The following is a 16,402-nucleotide window of genomic DNA, read 5'->3' as shown; positions in this document are numbered from 1 at the left end:
TTTTCATTGGCGTGCTTTAAGGTAGATCATTCCGTTTCGAAATCGTCAGCCTTTTTTAGAAAATAAATTTTGACATATCAATAATCAAACTGAAATATTTTTAGCAATTCTGTCTGCTGCATAACTTCATTTTTACTGTTGATCAGATTATAATTTGCCTGCAGCCAGTTATTTCTAACAACAAAAAACGTATACGCATCCATCAATCCTTCTCTGTATTTTTCTTCTGACTTCCGGAATGAGAGTCTTTGGTTTTCAAAATTGAGTTCGAGAAGGTTGTATTTTTCCTGCGCATTCAGGAATTGGGCTTTGATAGAATTGATACTTTTCGTCAAATCATTGATGACAATATCTTTTTCATAATTGGAATTGATGACGTTCAGTTTGGCAATCTCAACATTATTCTTGACCTGCAGTTTGTTGAAAACCGGAATGTTCAAACCGAAACCTAACTGCTGATTTTTGTTTCTTTTAAACTGTTCGGAAAAACTGTCCGCAGATTCGCCCAAAGTTTTGTTGTAAAAACTGGACCATATGTAAGAGCCGTTCAACGTTGGTAAATAGGCCGATTTTGCGATATTGACATTTTTTTCCTGTGCCTTGATTTCTGTTATAACGGTTTGATAAGCCGGATTTATTTCGAGAAGATTCTGGATGAAACTGGCATCGTTAAAATTATTGACTGCCAGATTTCCCTCAGTGATCGTGAAATCCAGAGTATCTTTTGTAATCGCCAATGCACTGAGCAAATTGATTTTGGAAAGGTCTCGGGAATTTTTGGCAGAAACCCACTGTTCCTGCATTGTTCCAAGGTTAGCTTTGATGTCGTAGATGTCGCTCTTCGGACGGTTTCCTATTTCCACTTCCTTTTCGGTGCGTTTGATTTGGTCTTCGATTCCGGCCAATTGTGTCTGCAAAACATCGAGCCAGCTTTTACTGTTTTGATAGGTGAAAAACATCTGGATGACATTCATTTTAATCTCATTCTGCGTTTTTTTCATACGGAAAGTAGAAGTTTGTTTGTTGATTTTTGAGAGGGAGATATTGAGGAAATTCCGCCAGTTCATCAACTGCCAGTTCGCTTGAGCATAGACTTGGTCATTCAGGGTATTGATGGTTTCTCTTTGGTTATTAGCCTGATTAATCCCATTTCCGAAATTGTAATTGTGATTGATTCCTGCATCCACAGACGGCAACAACATTCCTCTCGAGGCCGAAATCTGACGGTCATTTTTTTGAATATTGACCACAGATTGCTTTACCAACGGATGATTGGCAGAAGCGTAATCCAGACATTGCTGAAGTGTCCAACTTTGCTGGGCTGGAAGAAAGTTAATTAATAATATGAAGAATAGCTTTTTCATTGTTGGTCTTTGTTGACAATTTAATTTTTGGGGTAAGCGATGGCTTTGTCCGGTTCTATGGGATTGTAGTAATTCTTGATGCTCTCCTGCATATATTTCCTCTTCTGATCGAGCTGTTCCTGACGGGTGATTTTTTCGCCGCCAATAATAACCGTTCCGCCATTTTTCAGATTATTTCTTATTTCTGCAACAGGGTCATTGTAATAATCGAGTTTCACTTTTTGGAATTGCTTCAAAGTCACTTTGACAGGCTGATGGCCGTAGTGCGTTTCTAAAAAATGGGTAGTCACAAAAGTCTCCGGAAGATTGATGCTTTTAGACAGCATGTAACTGTAATCGCCTTTATCATCCTGCAATTCGAAAATCAAACCTGGCAAGCCTCTGAACTTATAAGGTACCTCGTGAAAAGGAATCGCGGAACAAAACCAAGCCGTCCATTGTCTTCTGCCGAAATCCGTGCTTGCTTTTTGCAGTGTGTATTCGCCCTTTTTCTTTATATCCTTTTCGATTTTCCAATTCACCTCATCCTTAGAATCAATCACAAAATAATCGAACATATTATCATGAAATGACCTGTTCTCATTGGAATTGGTTTTTCTCAGAATTAACTGGTCAGATTGTGTATTGTACTGCCAGTTTTCTCCGGTTTTCCTGCTGATAGAATCATTTTTCAGGAAATCATAATCATAGAACTTGGTATACTCTTTATCGATGTCCAAAACCATATTCATTTTCATTGGCTTTCCAGCCAGTCTCATTTCCATTTCGTAAATGAATCGATTGGTCTGAGCAAAAGCCAGATTGATAATTAGTAAACAATGAATGATGATTAGTTTTTTCATTTTATTCGTATTTTAAATATTTAACAAGATTGATTTTTGTAGCGCGGTAGGCTTTGAAACTCACGACTGCGAATGTCAAAATCAACAACAAAATCATACTCAGGACGTAAGGCCAAACGGGCATATCGATTCGGTAAGAAAAATCTTTCAGCCATTCATTCATTGCATAATAACTAAATGGAATGCTCATTAAAACGGCAATGAAACAAATCAATAAAAATCTTTTAGTCAAATCCCAGACAATGGTTTTTTCGCTTGCGCCCAATGTTTTTTTGATGGCAACATCTTTCAGTTTTTGTTCGATTAATAAGGATGACAGGGCAAATAATCCCAATAAGGCAATCACTAAGACCACGATATTCAAAGTTGTAAATAAGGTCTGCTGTTTCTGAAATTTTTCAAACGTTTTGGCAAATTGTTTATCTACAAATTCATACTCATAAGGATAACCTGGTTCAGCTTTGGTGATCCAGAATTCCTTGATGTTCTCCAAAGTCCCATTGATATCATTGCCAGAGATTTTGATTTGCAGGTTGCTCATATTATTTTTCACCCAGTTTCTGTCATAGTTAAAGTAAACAATCGGTTCTACAGGCTGATTCACACCACTGTAATTTATATCTTTTACCACGCCAAGAATTTGATATTTTTTCTTGCCATCCCAGCCTGTGAAAAATTCTTTTCCCAAAGCAGTTTTAGGATTATAGCCGAATTTGCCGACAAAAGTTTCATTGACCACGGCGCCGCTGATAGTGTCAGACGCCTTTTTCCAGTTCAGGTCACGTCCGGAAAGGAACTTTATCTTATAGAATCTTAAAAAATTCTCATCAATTCCTCCCAACATCGTTTGGACCGTTTTGGTGGTGTCGGTTGCCAATTTAACAATTGAAGCATTGGCCGTACCGCTTCCCAAAGAATTGACAGAGCCCGTAACATCCGTCACACCTGGTATTCTTGCCATTTCAGCTTTCAGTCTTTGGTATTTTTTGAAATTAAAACCGTTTTCCCAATTCGTTTTTTTGAAATAAATCTGTATCGCCTGGTCACCCTGGAAACCCAAGTCCTTATTCATCATATAGCTGACCTGCGTATGGATAATCAAGGAACAGATAATGAAAAACGAGGAGATGACCAATTGTAGAGTCAGAATAAAATTTCTCAGCCAGACACCATTTCTGCTTCTTGCAAAATTGCCTTTCAACGTATTGATGGGTTTGAAATCGGACAGATAAAGTGCCGGAATCATTCCCGAAATCAATGAAAATAGAATCAGTAATAATCCTGTATAGATGAATAATTTCGGGTCGGATAACTTAATTTCTTTGCCCAGAAATTGATTGTAAGAAGGCAAAAATAATTCGACCATTGCGAAGGCAATCACGTAGGCCACCAGACAAATCAGAAAAGTTTCCAGCAAAAACTGTAAAACCAAACCGGATTTTGTACTTCCTACCACTTTTCTCACGCCAACTTCTTTCGCTCTCTGTGATGCCTGAGCCGTTTTGAGGTTAATCAGATTGATGCCCGACAATGCTAAAATCAAAACAGATAATCCCAGCAAAATCATAATCGATTTTTTATCGCCTTTGTTGATACCATTGCTTCTGGCATCGAGTTTCATCTTGCTCAATGGCGTCAGATAAACCGTTGCAAGGTTTTTCTTATCAATTTTATAGCCCCATTTTTTGGAAGCAATCACGTCCTGTTCCTGCATCTGTCTGGAGAGTTTTTGTTCCAGAGCTTTGATGTCCGTCCCAGGTTTCAACCTGAAAAATCCATTATAGTTATAGTTGGTCCATTTATCTTTGGATTCTTCCATATAAGGATTTCTGTGTATGAAATCCGGTTTGAAAACCGTATTGCCTTCGGGAAGTTTATAAATAGTACTGACTACATATATTTTATCATCAGCATCACTTTTCACCGATTTGCCGACAGCATTCAGATAATCATCACCGAATAATAACTTAGCCGTTTTCTCAGACAAAGCTATTTTTCCGTCATCTGACAAAGCATTCTGATAATTTCCCGCCACTTTTTCAAACGGAAAAAACTTAAAAAAAGAATCAATAGAAGCGGAGCCCGAAACATAAGCGGAATTATCGCCGACAGTGAGTTTCTGCTTGCCCCATTCATTATAAACCAATCCATCTTCTATCTCTGAGAATTTCTCTTTCGAGACAAATATCTCCGGATAACTGGAGCTGGACATTATCCCAAAAGCAGGACTTCCATTCTCCACAAAATAGATATTCTCTTTGTCCGGAACCCACTGTTCATAGGACTTCTCATCCTGCCAATGGATATAAATCAACAGGAAAACACACAAACCAACACTCAATCCCAGGATATTGATTATCGTGGAAAGCCAGTTTTTTCTATAGTTGATGAATGCTATTTTGAGCCAGTTTTTAATCATAAGTGATAAGTGATAAATGATTTTAGTGGATAATGGATGTTAATTATTTTATGGAAAAACTTCCATCATCGAGCTTCCAACTTCGAGTTTATTCGTATTTCAGATATTTCACAAGATTCACTTTCGTGGCCTGGTAAGCTTTGACGCTGACAACCGCGAAGGTCAGTATCAATAACAAAATCAAACTCAGAACGAACGGGAAAACCGGCATGTCAATTCGATAGGCAAAATCCTTCAGCCACTCATTCATCAGGTAATAACTGATTGGTATACTGATTAAAACAGCAATCAAAGTAATCCACAGAAATTGTTTCGTCAATCCTAAAATCAATGTTCTGTCTGATGCGCCCAAAGTTTTTCTAATCGCTACATCTTTCAGCTTCTGCCCGATCATTAATGAGGACAACGCAAATAATCCTAATAGTGCTACCACCAAAACCATGGCATTCAGGATGGTGAAAAGTGTTTGTTGCTTTTGGTATTTAACAAAACTCTCTGCGAATTTCTGATCCAGAAAATAATAATCGAAAGGATAACCTGGCTCTACATTGTTTTGCCAATAGGTTTTCAGCCTTTTTACGGTGCCGTCGATGTCGTCTGGATTTATTTTCAATTGGATATTATAAACATCGAATCGTTTCCAATCGGTTTCTTTATAATGAAAAAACACAATTGGCTCTATCGTAGTTTGTAGATTTTTAATATTAAAATCTTTTACAATTCCTACGATGTGATAATCTTTCTGATAGTCAAACCCGGGATGGAATACACGCTTCAAAGCTTCCTCATCATTCCATCCAAATTTTCGTACAAAAGCCTCATTGACTAAAACATTGCTTATAGTATCTGATGCAAGGTTTTGCTCGAGCCAACGACCTTTTTTTAGTTTTACGTTGATGAATTGCAGGTAATCATAATCCATTGATCCGTGCTGGGCTTGTATGCTTTTATCCATATAATCCATATTGGAATCGCTTGATCTGCCATTTCCAGGCACAGCTTCTCCGTAGGATATATCGGTTACGCCTTGAATCTTCCTCATTTCATTCTTAAGCCGTTCGTATTTAAGCCAGGGTTTAGGATTTTCTTCGCTAAAGTTGATCATCATAATTTGTTTCCCACTGAAGCCCAAATCTTTATTCATCATATATTTGACCTGCTGACTGACAATCCATCCGCCAATAATGAAGAATGAAGAGATGATCAATTGCAATGTCAGAATTCCGTTTCTGAGCCAAACACCGTGTTTGCTTCTGGCGAAATTACCTTTCAGGGTTTCTATCGCTTTGAAGTTGGAAAGGTAAGTGGCCGGAATTAATCCCGAAATCAACGTTACCACTAAAACCATTGCAAATGAGTAGAAGTAAATATGCCAGTCATTCATCACCATTTCTTTATCATAAAACTTGTTGAAACTTGGCAAAAGAATCTCCGTTGAAGCTAAAGCCAGAAAGTATGACGCAAGACAAATCAGAAAAGTTTCCAGCAAAAACTGTAAAACAAGGCTCAGTTTCGTACTTCCAATGGCTTTTCTAACGCCAATTTCTTTGGCACGCTGAGAAGCCTGAGCTGTTTTAAGATTAATAAAATTAATCGCAGATAAAATAACAATCAAAACAGAAAGTGTAAACAGAATCATTAATGTTTTGAAGTCTGGATTTCCAAACCAGGAAGCTTTTGCATGGAGTTTTATTTTATCAAGAGGCGTAAGCAAACAATCATTAGGTCCATATAACTCTAAGTATTTTTGTGGTGTGATGCCCGAACCTCCAGCATTTATTTTGGCTCTATATTCAAAAACATCCTTTACAATTTTTTGTTGAACAATAACAGGATCTGCATCTTTCCCAAGCATAAAAAAACAACCATAGCCGAAATTTCCCCATTGGTTTTCATCGTTTTTCATTGGTTCTACTGGCTTTAGAAGAAACTCTGGTTTTATCTGGCTGTTTTCTTTCGGTAATTCGTAAACTGCCGTTACAACAAAATTTTTGTTATTGAATTTCAGGCTTTCACCAGCAACATTGGTTTTACCAAAAAGATTTTTAGCAGCAGTTGTAGAGAGTGCAATGACGCCACCATCTTTCAAAGTATTTTTAGAACTCCCGTCAACCAGTTTGAAAGGAAAAAATTCGAAAAAATTATCCGACACATTCATTCCACCCTCTTGGAAGACTGTTTTGGACTTCGTGGTTATTTTGAAACCCAGTCCTGAACTTTTGAACAAGACGTAATCCTTAATATCAGGAATAACCTCTTTTGCACGTTTTGCTATCGGAATAGAAATATTATTCCCATATGAGTTTTCTTTTTTATTATAAGTTTGGAAAGCATAAATCTGGTCTTTCTTCGGGTTCCACCTTTCATAGGATTCTTCGTCGTTCCAATGCATAAGGATGAGCATAAATCCTGTCAATCCAATGGTCAGTCCAAACAAATTGATGAGGGTGGAAAGCCAGTTTTTTTTATAATTGATGAAGGCAATTTTGAGCCAGTTGTTAATCATAGTCGATAGTTGATAAGATAATGAATGATAATGTTGTAAGTCGGTTGCGGGAAAACGGAAGGATCCTGTAATGTAAAACACCCAGCTTCCGTCATCCGGCTTCCTTATTTAACAATTATTCGAAATTTTTTGCGTCTGCTTTTTCGAAAACATCTTTTCTTTGAGAAGAATGTTCTTCACTGAAAATCTCGCCGTCTTTCATATTCACGATTCTGGAAGCGTAACCGGCATCGTAGGAAGAGTGTGTTACCATTGCAATTGTAGAACCTTCTCTGTGAAGTTCTGCGAGGAGATTCATTACTTCATTTCCGTTGGAGCTGTCAAGATTTCCCGTAGGTTCATCGGCAAGAATTAATTTTGGTCTCGTTACCAAAGCTCTGGCAACCGCCGCTCTCTGTTGCTGACCTCCGGAAAGTTGCTGTGGATAATGCTTTGCTCTGTGAGTGATGTTGATTTTCTCCATAATCTCTTCCACTCTTCTTTTTCTTTCTGAAGAAGAAACGCCGTTGTAAATTAATGGTAATTCGATGTTTTCAAAAACCGTCAGTTCATCAATCAGATTAAAATTCTGGAAAATAAAACCGATATTTTTCTTTCTGATGTCCGATTTTTTCTTTTCGGAAGTCGCAATCGTTTCAACCGATTCAAATTGGTAAGAACCCGAAGACGCGCTGTCCAAAAGTCCTAGAATATTAAGGAAAGTTGATTTTCCGCAACCGGAAGGTCCCATTATTGCGACGAATTCGCCTTCTTTGATTTGCAGGCTCACATTATTAAGCGCATTGGTTTGAACATCTTCTGTTTTATAGACTTTTGAAAGGTTTTGAATGTTTATCATTGTAGTATATTTTTTAAGTTTATGGATTGATTGATTATTGTTTCCAGTTTTTTACTGTGTAATTCAGAGTTGTATTTTTATCAAGCAACAGAGAAACATCTTTACCTTCTTCGATGCCATCGATTTTGGCTTCGGTGTCCCAACTTCCTTTGGTCAATTTGAATCTCAAATCCGGATATGTTGTAAAAGTAATCTTCCTGGTTGTTTCGTTGGTTTTATCGAGTTTAATTTTTTGAGGATTCCAACTTCCAATACTTGATTGATTGCCTGTGATGTAAACATCGCCACTGTTTTCGGGAACATTTACCGTTATGGTCGCTTCATATTTTTCATTAGGCAAACCCAATTTGGCTCTTATTTTCTCGACACTCGTTTCATCCAGAACAGTTAGCAATTCAGGAACAAAATCTTTAAACGATTTATATTTTGTTATGTTATTTTCATACTCTTCCATTTTCTTTTCAAAGTCTGGAATCAAAACAAAAGAATTTTCTTTGATGTGTTGTTGTCTTAATTTCTTTGCCAATTCAGGATTCGCGTTTGCCAACGCAATTCGGATTTCTCCCGTTCTCACGATATGTTCGCCGACACAAGACGGCCAGTAAGAATAGCCTTGTGCATCCATTTTGCTTATGAAAGCCTCAGACATCAGATGATTACTTTGATTAATTTTTGCTTCATATTGCCCTAAATATTGATTGACAAATGAATGCCCGAACTCGTGCGTGATTAAAAAGTTGGTCGTTTCCTGATGATTAAAACCAAATTCTGTGTAATCTTTGATGTCATTTTTCTTTTTCAAAGGCACGTAAGCACTGCTGATCATATTGGCAATTTGTCCTTTTTCTGACCTGAACATCGGTCCGTTGCCGTGCCAGAAAACCTCGCTGTAAGGCAGGACATCAAACGGATTGACGTAAAATCTGTAAGCCAGAAATCTTTGTCCATAATACTTTTCCATTTTAATCATATAGCCCGCAGGAATATTTTTTCTGACTTCGTTTTTAGCACCTTCAATGAAATGACTTTGAGATTTGAAGAATATCCCCAGCTTTCTTTCGATGTAAAATTCTCTCAATTGTTCCGCAAATTGCTCTACAGTTTCTTTCTTGTTTCTTTCATTTTCTTCAATCTCATAAGCGTATCCTTTTGCAGGAAAAATATTGTGCTTTATCAAAGTTTGATAAGCCAAATCCTGCTGTTGACCGACAATTTGCAAATAATCCTGCATCGCCTTTATGATTTTAGAATTATCATATTTCCCCATTTCCTTATTAGCCAAATCAGCGAGCGGGAGATAACTGATATCCGTTTTTCCGTCGATATAAAACAGTCTTCCCTGATGTTTTGCCACCAAATATTCGGCAATGGAATAAGTCGCAATATTAGGATTGAATTCCACATCCACTTTTGATTGAGATTTCAGATTCACCGCCAATAAAAACATCATCAAAGTCAAAATGCTTTTATTAATCATCTTTAAGGTCTTCATTTAATCTGAGTTTTCTAAGTTTATAGTTTATTAAAATCAAAGCATATCGATGGTTCCACCAGAACTTCTGCTCGCAGAAAACTTGATTCCTGACAATGTTTTGTATCTGATCTTAGCCAATGAACTTGCAGACGCGGTCAACTCTTTTGAAACGCTTAAAGTGATTGTTGATGTTGCGCTTGCCGTTGCCTTTGCTGTTTGGATATTCATATTTTTGGCATCCACAGAACTTGCACTATCCACATTGATTTCCGTATTATCAGCAGAACCGCTGATTTTCACCGAACTTGCAGAATTGGCGTCAATATTCAGGTTTTTTGTATTGATTTTGCCTGAAAAGGTACCCGCACTGTTTGTATTAATATTAACAACTGAAGCTTTTGAATCGGCATCAATTTTCCCGCTTCCATTACTTTCGAAAGTTTGTTCAGCGACTTCAAAAACACTTTTCACTTTTATAGACGAAGCATTTCCGGCTTCAGCTTTTACAAGGTTTTTGGCGTAAACAACCACTTTTGTATCGGCGTTCTGAAGCGAAACATTGGGTTTGTATTGGATGTAAAGTATTTTATTTTTTACTTCGATTTTAAGTTCTGCCAAATGCGTGCTTGTCGCAACGGCTTTTTCTTCGTTTGATTTTACAATTTCCACTTCAATAGCCTGGGAAGTTTTTACAGCATCGAATGGACTCAAATTAAAAGTTTTAGTCTCTGATTTCTGAATCCCATTTGAAAAATCATTTCCTTTCAATGTTGTCGAAGTCACAAAAAGTCCGACAATTATTGTAATTATTAGTAATAATAGTTTTTGCATTGTTATATTTTTTTAGTTTTATTTAATAATCAGTCTCTGACTGTTATTTTTGAATATCAAGCATTTCGTATTTCTTCAACTCCGAATAATCCGAAGTAATGACCGATTCGCCTTGTTTCAGTCCGGAAACCACTTCATAATACAAAGGATTTTCTCTTCCCAGACTGATGTTGCGTTTTTCGGCTTTGTTGCCTTTCACTACGAAAATCCATTTTCCATTTGTGTCTTTGTAGAAATTTCCTTTCGGAATCATCATACTTTGCGTGTCGGCAGATAGTTTTAGTTTAACACCAAACGTCATCCCGATTTTCAGGTTTTCAATTTTCGCATCAATAAAATTCAACTCAACAGAAAACTGTCCGTCTTTCACTTCCGGAAGGATTTTACTGATGATGACTTCATATTCTTTTCCGTTATTGTCCAGACTTCCTTTGATTCCGACCGTTAATTTATTGATATAATATTCATCCACTTTCGCAATGAGTTTGTAACCGCCCATCAAATCGATTTTCCCGATACTTTCTCCGCTTGTCAGATTTTGCCCGAGCGAAATATTGAATGATGACAACCTTCCCGAAACAGGCGACATGATCAGGAAATTATTTTTGTTGGAACGAAGAATATTTAAGCTTTTTTCCATTTGGCCGATGGAATTATTGATGGCAGAAAACTGAGTATTTCTGGAATTTTTTTCATTTTTAGCGCCATTTTCTACAATCTGTTTTCTCTGTTTCTGATAGTTCAGATTCTGAAGACTGATATCATAATCGGTTTTCTTTCCGATTTCCGCATCGTATAATCTTTTCTGAAGATTGAAACTTTCTAATGCTGTATTGTAATCATTTTGCGATTGCAACAATTCTTTATCCTGGTTGAATTCCTGATTTTTCAGTTCCAAAAGCGAACTTCTCATCTGACTGATCTGTTGCATTATTCCCGTTTCCTGATTCAGATAATTGAATTCCGTATTAGGGTTGTAAACCCTTGCGATAGGTTGTCCTTTCATCAGCATTTGCCCGTCTTCCGCAAAAACTTCTTTCACTGCACCACCTTCCAAAACATTTACCAAAGAAGAATTAAGAGATTGCGTCTGCGCTGTCACCATCAACATATCTTCAAATTTACCTTTCGTTACTTCATCAATCGTGATATCTTCCGCCTTTACATTATACGTTTTTTTTTGATTCAGGAAATACCATCCAAAAACTGAAACCGCTACAGCCGAAATAACGATAATCGATATTAATTTTATTTTAGATTTCTTTTTTACTATTTTCGTATCCATAACTGACGATAACTTATTTATCTACAAGCTATTACACAATGTAAGTGCCAGAGATTTATAACTTCATAACTCGCTGTAAATGTGAATAAAGATCAATTTATTAAGTTCAAGACTGTTCGTTACCGGACACTTTTTGTGCGGAAACGGACAGAAATTATAAATGATGAATTATAATTGATAAATGATTTTTATTTTCGGTCGAAATTAATGATTAAAAATATTGTTACAGTTACTAACAAAATTGTCGTTCAGCAGAGATGTTATCAAAATAAAAATTGTCGTTTCACCGGCACAAGAAGTCGATGTTATTTTAATCAACAAATAAAAAATTGGCAACGATATTAATATCAATAGAAATAGGCTTTAGCTCATTTAAAAAAGTTGACAAAATAAAAAGGCTTTAGCCAAAACTTAAATTTTAATGCGAAAAAAAGAAGCTCATATTTTAATAGTGGATGACGACGAAGATATTTTGTTTTCGGCGAGAGTCTGGCTCAAGAAGTTTTTCACGGAAGTAAGCTGTCTCAGTCAGCCTAAGAATATTTTGAAATTTTTATCGGAACAACAAGTTGATGCCGTTCTTTTGGACATGAATTTCAGGAAAGGTTTTGAAAACGGCCAGGACGGATTGTATTGGATGCAGGAAATAAAAACTTTGGAACCTCAGCTCCCGATTATTCTGATGACCGCTTATGGCGAAGTGGAATTAGCGGTTGAAGCCTTGAAAAACGGAGCTTCCGATTTTATTCTTAAACCCTGGAATAATGAAAAACTATACGCTTCCGTGAATCTTGCCGTTGATATTTCCCGAAAAAACAAGAAACTGAATCAGTGGGAAAACGTCAGTATAAAAGCCAATCAATATCAATTGAAAACGCTGTCTTTTGCAATGAAAGACGTAATGGAACAAATAACAAGAGTTTCACCCACTGATGCGAATGTTTTGCTCTTAGGAGAAAACGGAACCGGAAAATATGTTTTGGCAGAACACATTCACGAGTTGTCGGGACGGAAAAACCAGCCTTTCGTTCATATTGATTTGGGAAGTCTTTCAGAAAATCTTTTTGAATCGGAATTATTCGGCTATAAAAAAGGTGCGTTTACGGATGCGCATCAGGATTACGCCGGAAAAATCGAAAATGCTGAAAACGGAACCATTTTTCTTGATGAAATCGGGAATCTTCCGCTTCATTTGCAGACCAAATTATTGAGCCTGATTCAAAACCGTAAACTGTCGAGAATTGGAGAAAGTAAAGAACGGATGTTAGACGTGCGATTTATTTTCGCAACCAATGAAAATCTTAAAAAAGCCGTTGCCGAAAACCGTTTCCGTAAAGATTTATATTACAGAATCAATACAGTTGAATTAAATATTCCGAGTTTAAGAGAACGGATTGAAGACGTTTATGATTTAGCTGATTATTTTTTGGATAAGTATAAACAGAAATATAACAAACCTGATTTGGCCTTAAATGAAAATTTACTTTTAGAATTAAGACATTATTCCTGGCCGGGAAACATCCGTGAACTTGACCACTGCATCGAAAGAAGCGTTATTCTTTCCAATGAGAAAAACCTTAAATTACTGATGCCTCAGGATGAAGAATCTGAAAATACCATCGTAAATCTCAACATTGAAGAAATGGAAGAAATTCTAATTAAAAAGGCATTGAAAAAACATCGCGGGAATATTTCTCTGGCAGCAGAAGACCTGGGATTGTCGAGAGCAGCGCTGTACCGAAGGATGGAGAAGTTTGAATTATAAATTGGTCGTTTGTTGATAGTTTTTGGTTGATGGATTTTTATATATTTAATCTATGAATTCGAGTCGTTTTGTTTGGTTGATATTTATCCTGTCGGCGATTGTCAGCGGTATTTTTGCGTTTGATTTTTATTTGCAACACAAGTTGATTAACTGTCTTTTATTCTTTTTGGTGAGTTTGACCTGCATTATTCTGGCGCAGAATTCTGCGTTGTCTTATATTCAAAAAACGGAAAAACTGCTTTTAGCGATTCAGAAAAAAGATTTTTCATTATTTCCGAAAGCTGAGGACAATAATTTGATTGATAATGCTGTGAAATTGTATTATCAAACCAAAGAAGAACATTTGTCATTGTCATCTTATAAACTTTTGTATGAAGAAATTTTAAATCAACTCGAAATCGGACTGATTATTTTGTCAAAGAAAAGTAATGGCTGGGAAATTTTTTACGTGAATCCGGTTTTTCTTGAAATTCTGGAAATCCCTAAATACAATTCGTGGAATCTTTATGAACATAAAATCTCAGAATTTTATAAAATCATTGAGCAAACCAATTACGAAAACTCTCAGGAATTTTTTGATATTTCGATTAATGAAAATACGAAACAATCGTTTTCACTAAGAACAAAAAAAGTTCAGAATGTGAAAAATCAGTTTTGCATTATCAGTTTAGAATCCGTTCAGAAAATCATCGAACAAAAAGAAAAACTGGCGTGGAACAATCTGATGAAAGTAATTTCCCACGAACTTCTGAATACCTTAACGCCTGTAAACAGTTTGATTCAAAACATGGAATACATTGCCAATCAGGATATTATAGAAAAAGAAGACCAACAGGATATGAAAGAAAGTCTGATGATCATTAATTCAAAATCGAAACAATTACTGAATTTTGTAGATGATTACCGGCAAGTTGCCGAACTTCCAAAACCGGTTTTTAAAACAATTTCATTAAAAAACATTGTAGAATCTGCACTTAATTTCCTGAAACAAGAATTTGAAAAAAATCAAATTACAATGATCAATTCATTAGAAGATCAAACAATTCTTGCTGACCAAAAAATGATTGAAAGATGCTTAATAAACCTTTACCTAAATGCCCTTTACGCTGTTGCAGACAATTCTGAAAAAATCATCAAAACTGAAATCAAAATATATAATAAAAGAACCGTTCTAAGTGTAGAAGACAACGGAATCGGAGTTTCAACCGAAATCAGAGATAAAATCTTTCTTCCTTTTTTTACAACCAGAATCACCGGTTCCGGAATCGGTTTAACACTCAGCAAAAGCATTATAGAAGCACATAGAGGTTATTTAAATTACAGACCCCTGGAAAAAGGAAGTTTATTTGAAATGTGGTTTTTGGAATAAGAATTTTTATCAAACATTTAATTTACCTGCTTAAATGCTGTTTTGCTGTTTCCGATGATACCGCTGACTAAACAAAACTACGAAAACGATTTCTGAAAACCGGCTGAACTTTGTCATGACACTTCCAATGTGTATTATCAATTCCGTTTCCTATAAATAACTAAGAATATTGTCAATACTTTTCAACTCCACAAAATTTTCGTGCTTCAAATCAGGTTCATGTTGTTCATGTGCCCAGGTTACGTAGTAAGGAATATGACCTGCGTAGCCACCCAGTTCCAAAACGGGCAATATGTCGGATTTAATAGAATTCCCCAGCATCAGGAAATTTTCGGGTTTGCAGTCCAAATGTTTTAATAACTTTTGATAATCGCTAACTTTTTTATCACTCATGATTTCGATATGATGAAAATAATCTTCCAGTCCCGAATTTTTCAGTTTCCGTTGCTGATCCAGCAGATCACCTTTAGTGGCTACAATCAATCTATAATCATCTTTCAGTTGTTCCAAAGCATCAGACACACCGGATAATAATTCGATAGGTTTAAACAACAGGTCGTGCCCTATCGTTATAATTTCGTCAATCAATTTCACAGGAACGGTAGCATTGGAAATCCTGCTTGCTGTTTCAATCATGCATAATACAAAACCTTTTACGCCGTAACCATAAAGGTGCAGATTTTTCATTTCAGTCTTAAACAGTTCCTGCGACACCGAATGTTGAGGCAGGTAATCTTCCAATAACATACAGAATTGCTTTTCGGCTTCCTGAAAATAGGGTTCATTTACCCACAACGTATCATCTGCATCGAAAGCGATGCTTTTTATCTTGTTTTTCATTTCTTATTTTTGTATTTTGAAAAAGCAAAATTCAAAAAAGTAATAACCTGAAAAAAGGACATTTGTCCCGACCAATATATGCTACGAACCAATCAATCTTTTTTAGCTTATATACAAGAACTTTACGAACAACAGGAACGGAAAGAAAATATTATCGTAAAGCAATACTACAAAGGACAGAAGTTGTTCGCTCAAAATGAAAACGCAACCAAGGTAATGGTCATAAAAGACGGCATTACCAAATGTTTTTTTACAGAAAATAACGAGAAGGAATATATCGTCGAATTTTTAGGCAGTGGCGAGATCATCGGAGAAATTGAGTTCATCAGACAGATCGCATGCCTGTGTAACATTGAAGCAATGACAGACGTCACGGTTTATGCCATTTCTCCTGACTATTTTTTACAGCTTATCAAAAACAGCCTTCAACTGAACAACCTGCTGTTGGATGTTTTTACAGAACGTATTATCAATACGTCAAGCAGAGCTTCTTATCAACAGGTCTATACCATCGAGTATAGCTTGGAAAAGCTTCTGGAGCTGCAATCCAGACAGGAAATTTCCATTTCAAAAGAAGATATGGCTTCCTATCTTGGCGTTACCGTCAGAAGCCTGAACAGGGTTTTGAAAAACACATCTCATTATTAAAATGTTTGCAATCCTGTTTTTCCTGCTATTAATCAACTGAGTTTACTTAAATTTTGTCAGATCGGTCACCGTCTTTATTTCGTAAATTTGTTGAGGTCACGTGAAATTCTTGTAGAATTGACGAGATTAAAATAAATTTAATAATGAAGTTGTTTAAACTTATTTAGGAAAAAGAGTTCCGAGAAAATTAGCAATTTTGGATTGCAATTAAAAAAGACTAA

12 protein-coding genes are annotated in these 16,402 nt (G+C 36.2%); 3 read left to right on the top strand and 9 right to left on the bottom strand.

Annotation, left to right across the window (positions count from 1 at the left end; all coding sequences use genetic code 11):
* Positions 1–77 precede the first annotated feature (77 nt).
* The 8 genes from MKJ01_RS14815 to MKJ01_RS14780 form a co-directional block, all read right to left on the bottom strand.
* Complete coding sequence (locus MKJ01_RS14815; RefSeq protein ID WP_241614907.1) at positions 78–1,364, bottom strand: TolC family protein; 1,287 nt, start codon at positions 1,362–1,364, stop codon at positions 78–80.
* Positions 1,365–1,384: 20 nt separating this feature from the next.
* Complete coding sequence (locus MKJ01_RS14810; protein ID WP_241614908.1) at positions 1,385–2,206, bottom strand: GLPGLI family protein; 822 nt, start codon at positions 2,204–2,206, stop codon at positions 1,385–1,387.
* Between the two features lies 1 nt (position 2,207).
* Positions 2,208–4,625 (bottom strand): FtsX-like permease family protein, encoded by a 2,418-nt coding sequence (locus MKJ01_RS14805; protein WP_241614909.1) that lies wholly within the window; start codon positions 4,623–4,625, stop codon positions 2,208–2,210.
* A gap of 88 nt (positions 4,626–4,713) precedes the next feature.
* Entirely contained in the window at positions 4,714–7,131 is a 2,418-nt protein-coding gene (locus MKJ01_RS14800; protein ID WP_241614910.1) for an ABC transporter permease, read from the bottom strand.
* Between the two features lie 115 nt (positions 7,132–7,246).
* Positions 7,247–7,969, bottom strand: coding sequence for an ABC transporter ATP-binding protein (locus MKJ01_RS14795; protein WP_241614911.1), 723 nt, complete (start codon positions 7,967–7,969; stop codon positions 7,247–7,249).
* Between the two features lie 34 nt (positions 7,970–8,003).
* Positions 8,004–9,461, bottom strand: coding sequence for a DUF4932 domain-containing protein (locus tag MKJ01_RS14790; RefSeq protein WP_241614912.1), 1,458 nt, complete (start codon positions 9,459–9,461; stop codon positions 8,004–8,006).
* A gap of 36 nt (positions 9,462–9,497) precedes the next feature.
* The gene (locus MKJ01_RS14785) at positions 9,498–10,274 is read right to left on the bottom strand and encodes a DUF2807 domain-containing protein (protein ID WP_241614913.1); all 777 of its coding nucleotides are present in this window, start codon (positions 10,272–10,274) and stop codon (positions 9,498–9,500) included.
* 43 nt (positions 10,275–10,317) lie between these two features.
* Positions 10,318–11,559: an efflux RND transporter periplasmic adaptor subunit gene (locus MKJ01_RS14780; protein ID WP_241614914.1), complete on the bottom strand. Its 1,242-nt coding sequence runs from the start codon at positions 11,557–11,559 to the stop codon at positions 10,318–10,320.
* 421 nt (positions 11,560–11,980) lie between these two features.
* Between MKJ01_RS14780 and MKJ01_RS14775 the strand changes: the two genes are divergently transcribed.
* Both MKJ01_RS14775 and MKJ01_RS14770 read left to right on the top strand, forming a co-directional pair.
* Positions 11,981–13,324 (top strand): sigma-54 dependent transcriptional regulator, encoded by a 1,344-nt coding sequence (locus MKJ01_RS14775; RefSeq protein WP_241614915.1) that lies wholly within the window; start codon positions 11,981–11,983, stop codon positions 13,322–13,324.
* A 169-nt stretch (positions 13,325–13,493) separates the two neighbouring features.
* The gene (locus MKJ01_RS14770) at positions 13,494–14,693 is read left to right on the top strand and encodes an ATP-binding protein (protein ID WP_241614916.1); all 1,200 of its coding nucleotides are present in this window, start codon (positions 13,494–13,496) and stop codon (positions 14,691–14,693) included.
* Positions 14,694–14,843: 150 nt separating this feature from the next.
* Here the strand turns inward: MKJ01_RS14770 and MKJ01_RS14765 are convergent, their stop codons facing one another.
* On the bottom strand, positions 14,844–15,533 hold the full coding sequence (locus MKJ01_RS14765) for an HAD family hydrolase (protein ID WP_241614917.1): 690 nt from the start codon (positions 15,531–15,533) through the stop codon (positions 14,844–14,846).
* Positions 15,534–15,611: 78 nt separating this feature from the next.
* Here MKJ01_RS14765 and MKJ01_RS14760 point away from each other — a divergent pair, with 78 nt between their 5' ends.
* Complete coding sequence (locus tag MKJ01_RS14760) at positions 15,612–16,181, top strand: Crp/Fnr family transcriptional regulator (protein ID WP_241614918.1); 570 nt, start codon at positions 15,612–15,614, stop codon at positions 16,179–16,181.
* The last annotated feature ends 221 nt before the right edge of the window (positions 16,182–16,402 follow it).

The sequence above is a fragment of the Chryseobacterium sp. SSA4.19 genome, from assembly GCF_022601875.1.
Lineage (GTDB): Bacteria > Bacteroidota > Bacteroidia > Flavobacteriales > Weeksellaceae > Chryseobacterium.
The sequence above is the reverse complement of the archived record's forward strand: the minus strand, read 5'-3'. Positions and strand labels throughout refer to the sequence as shown.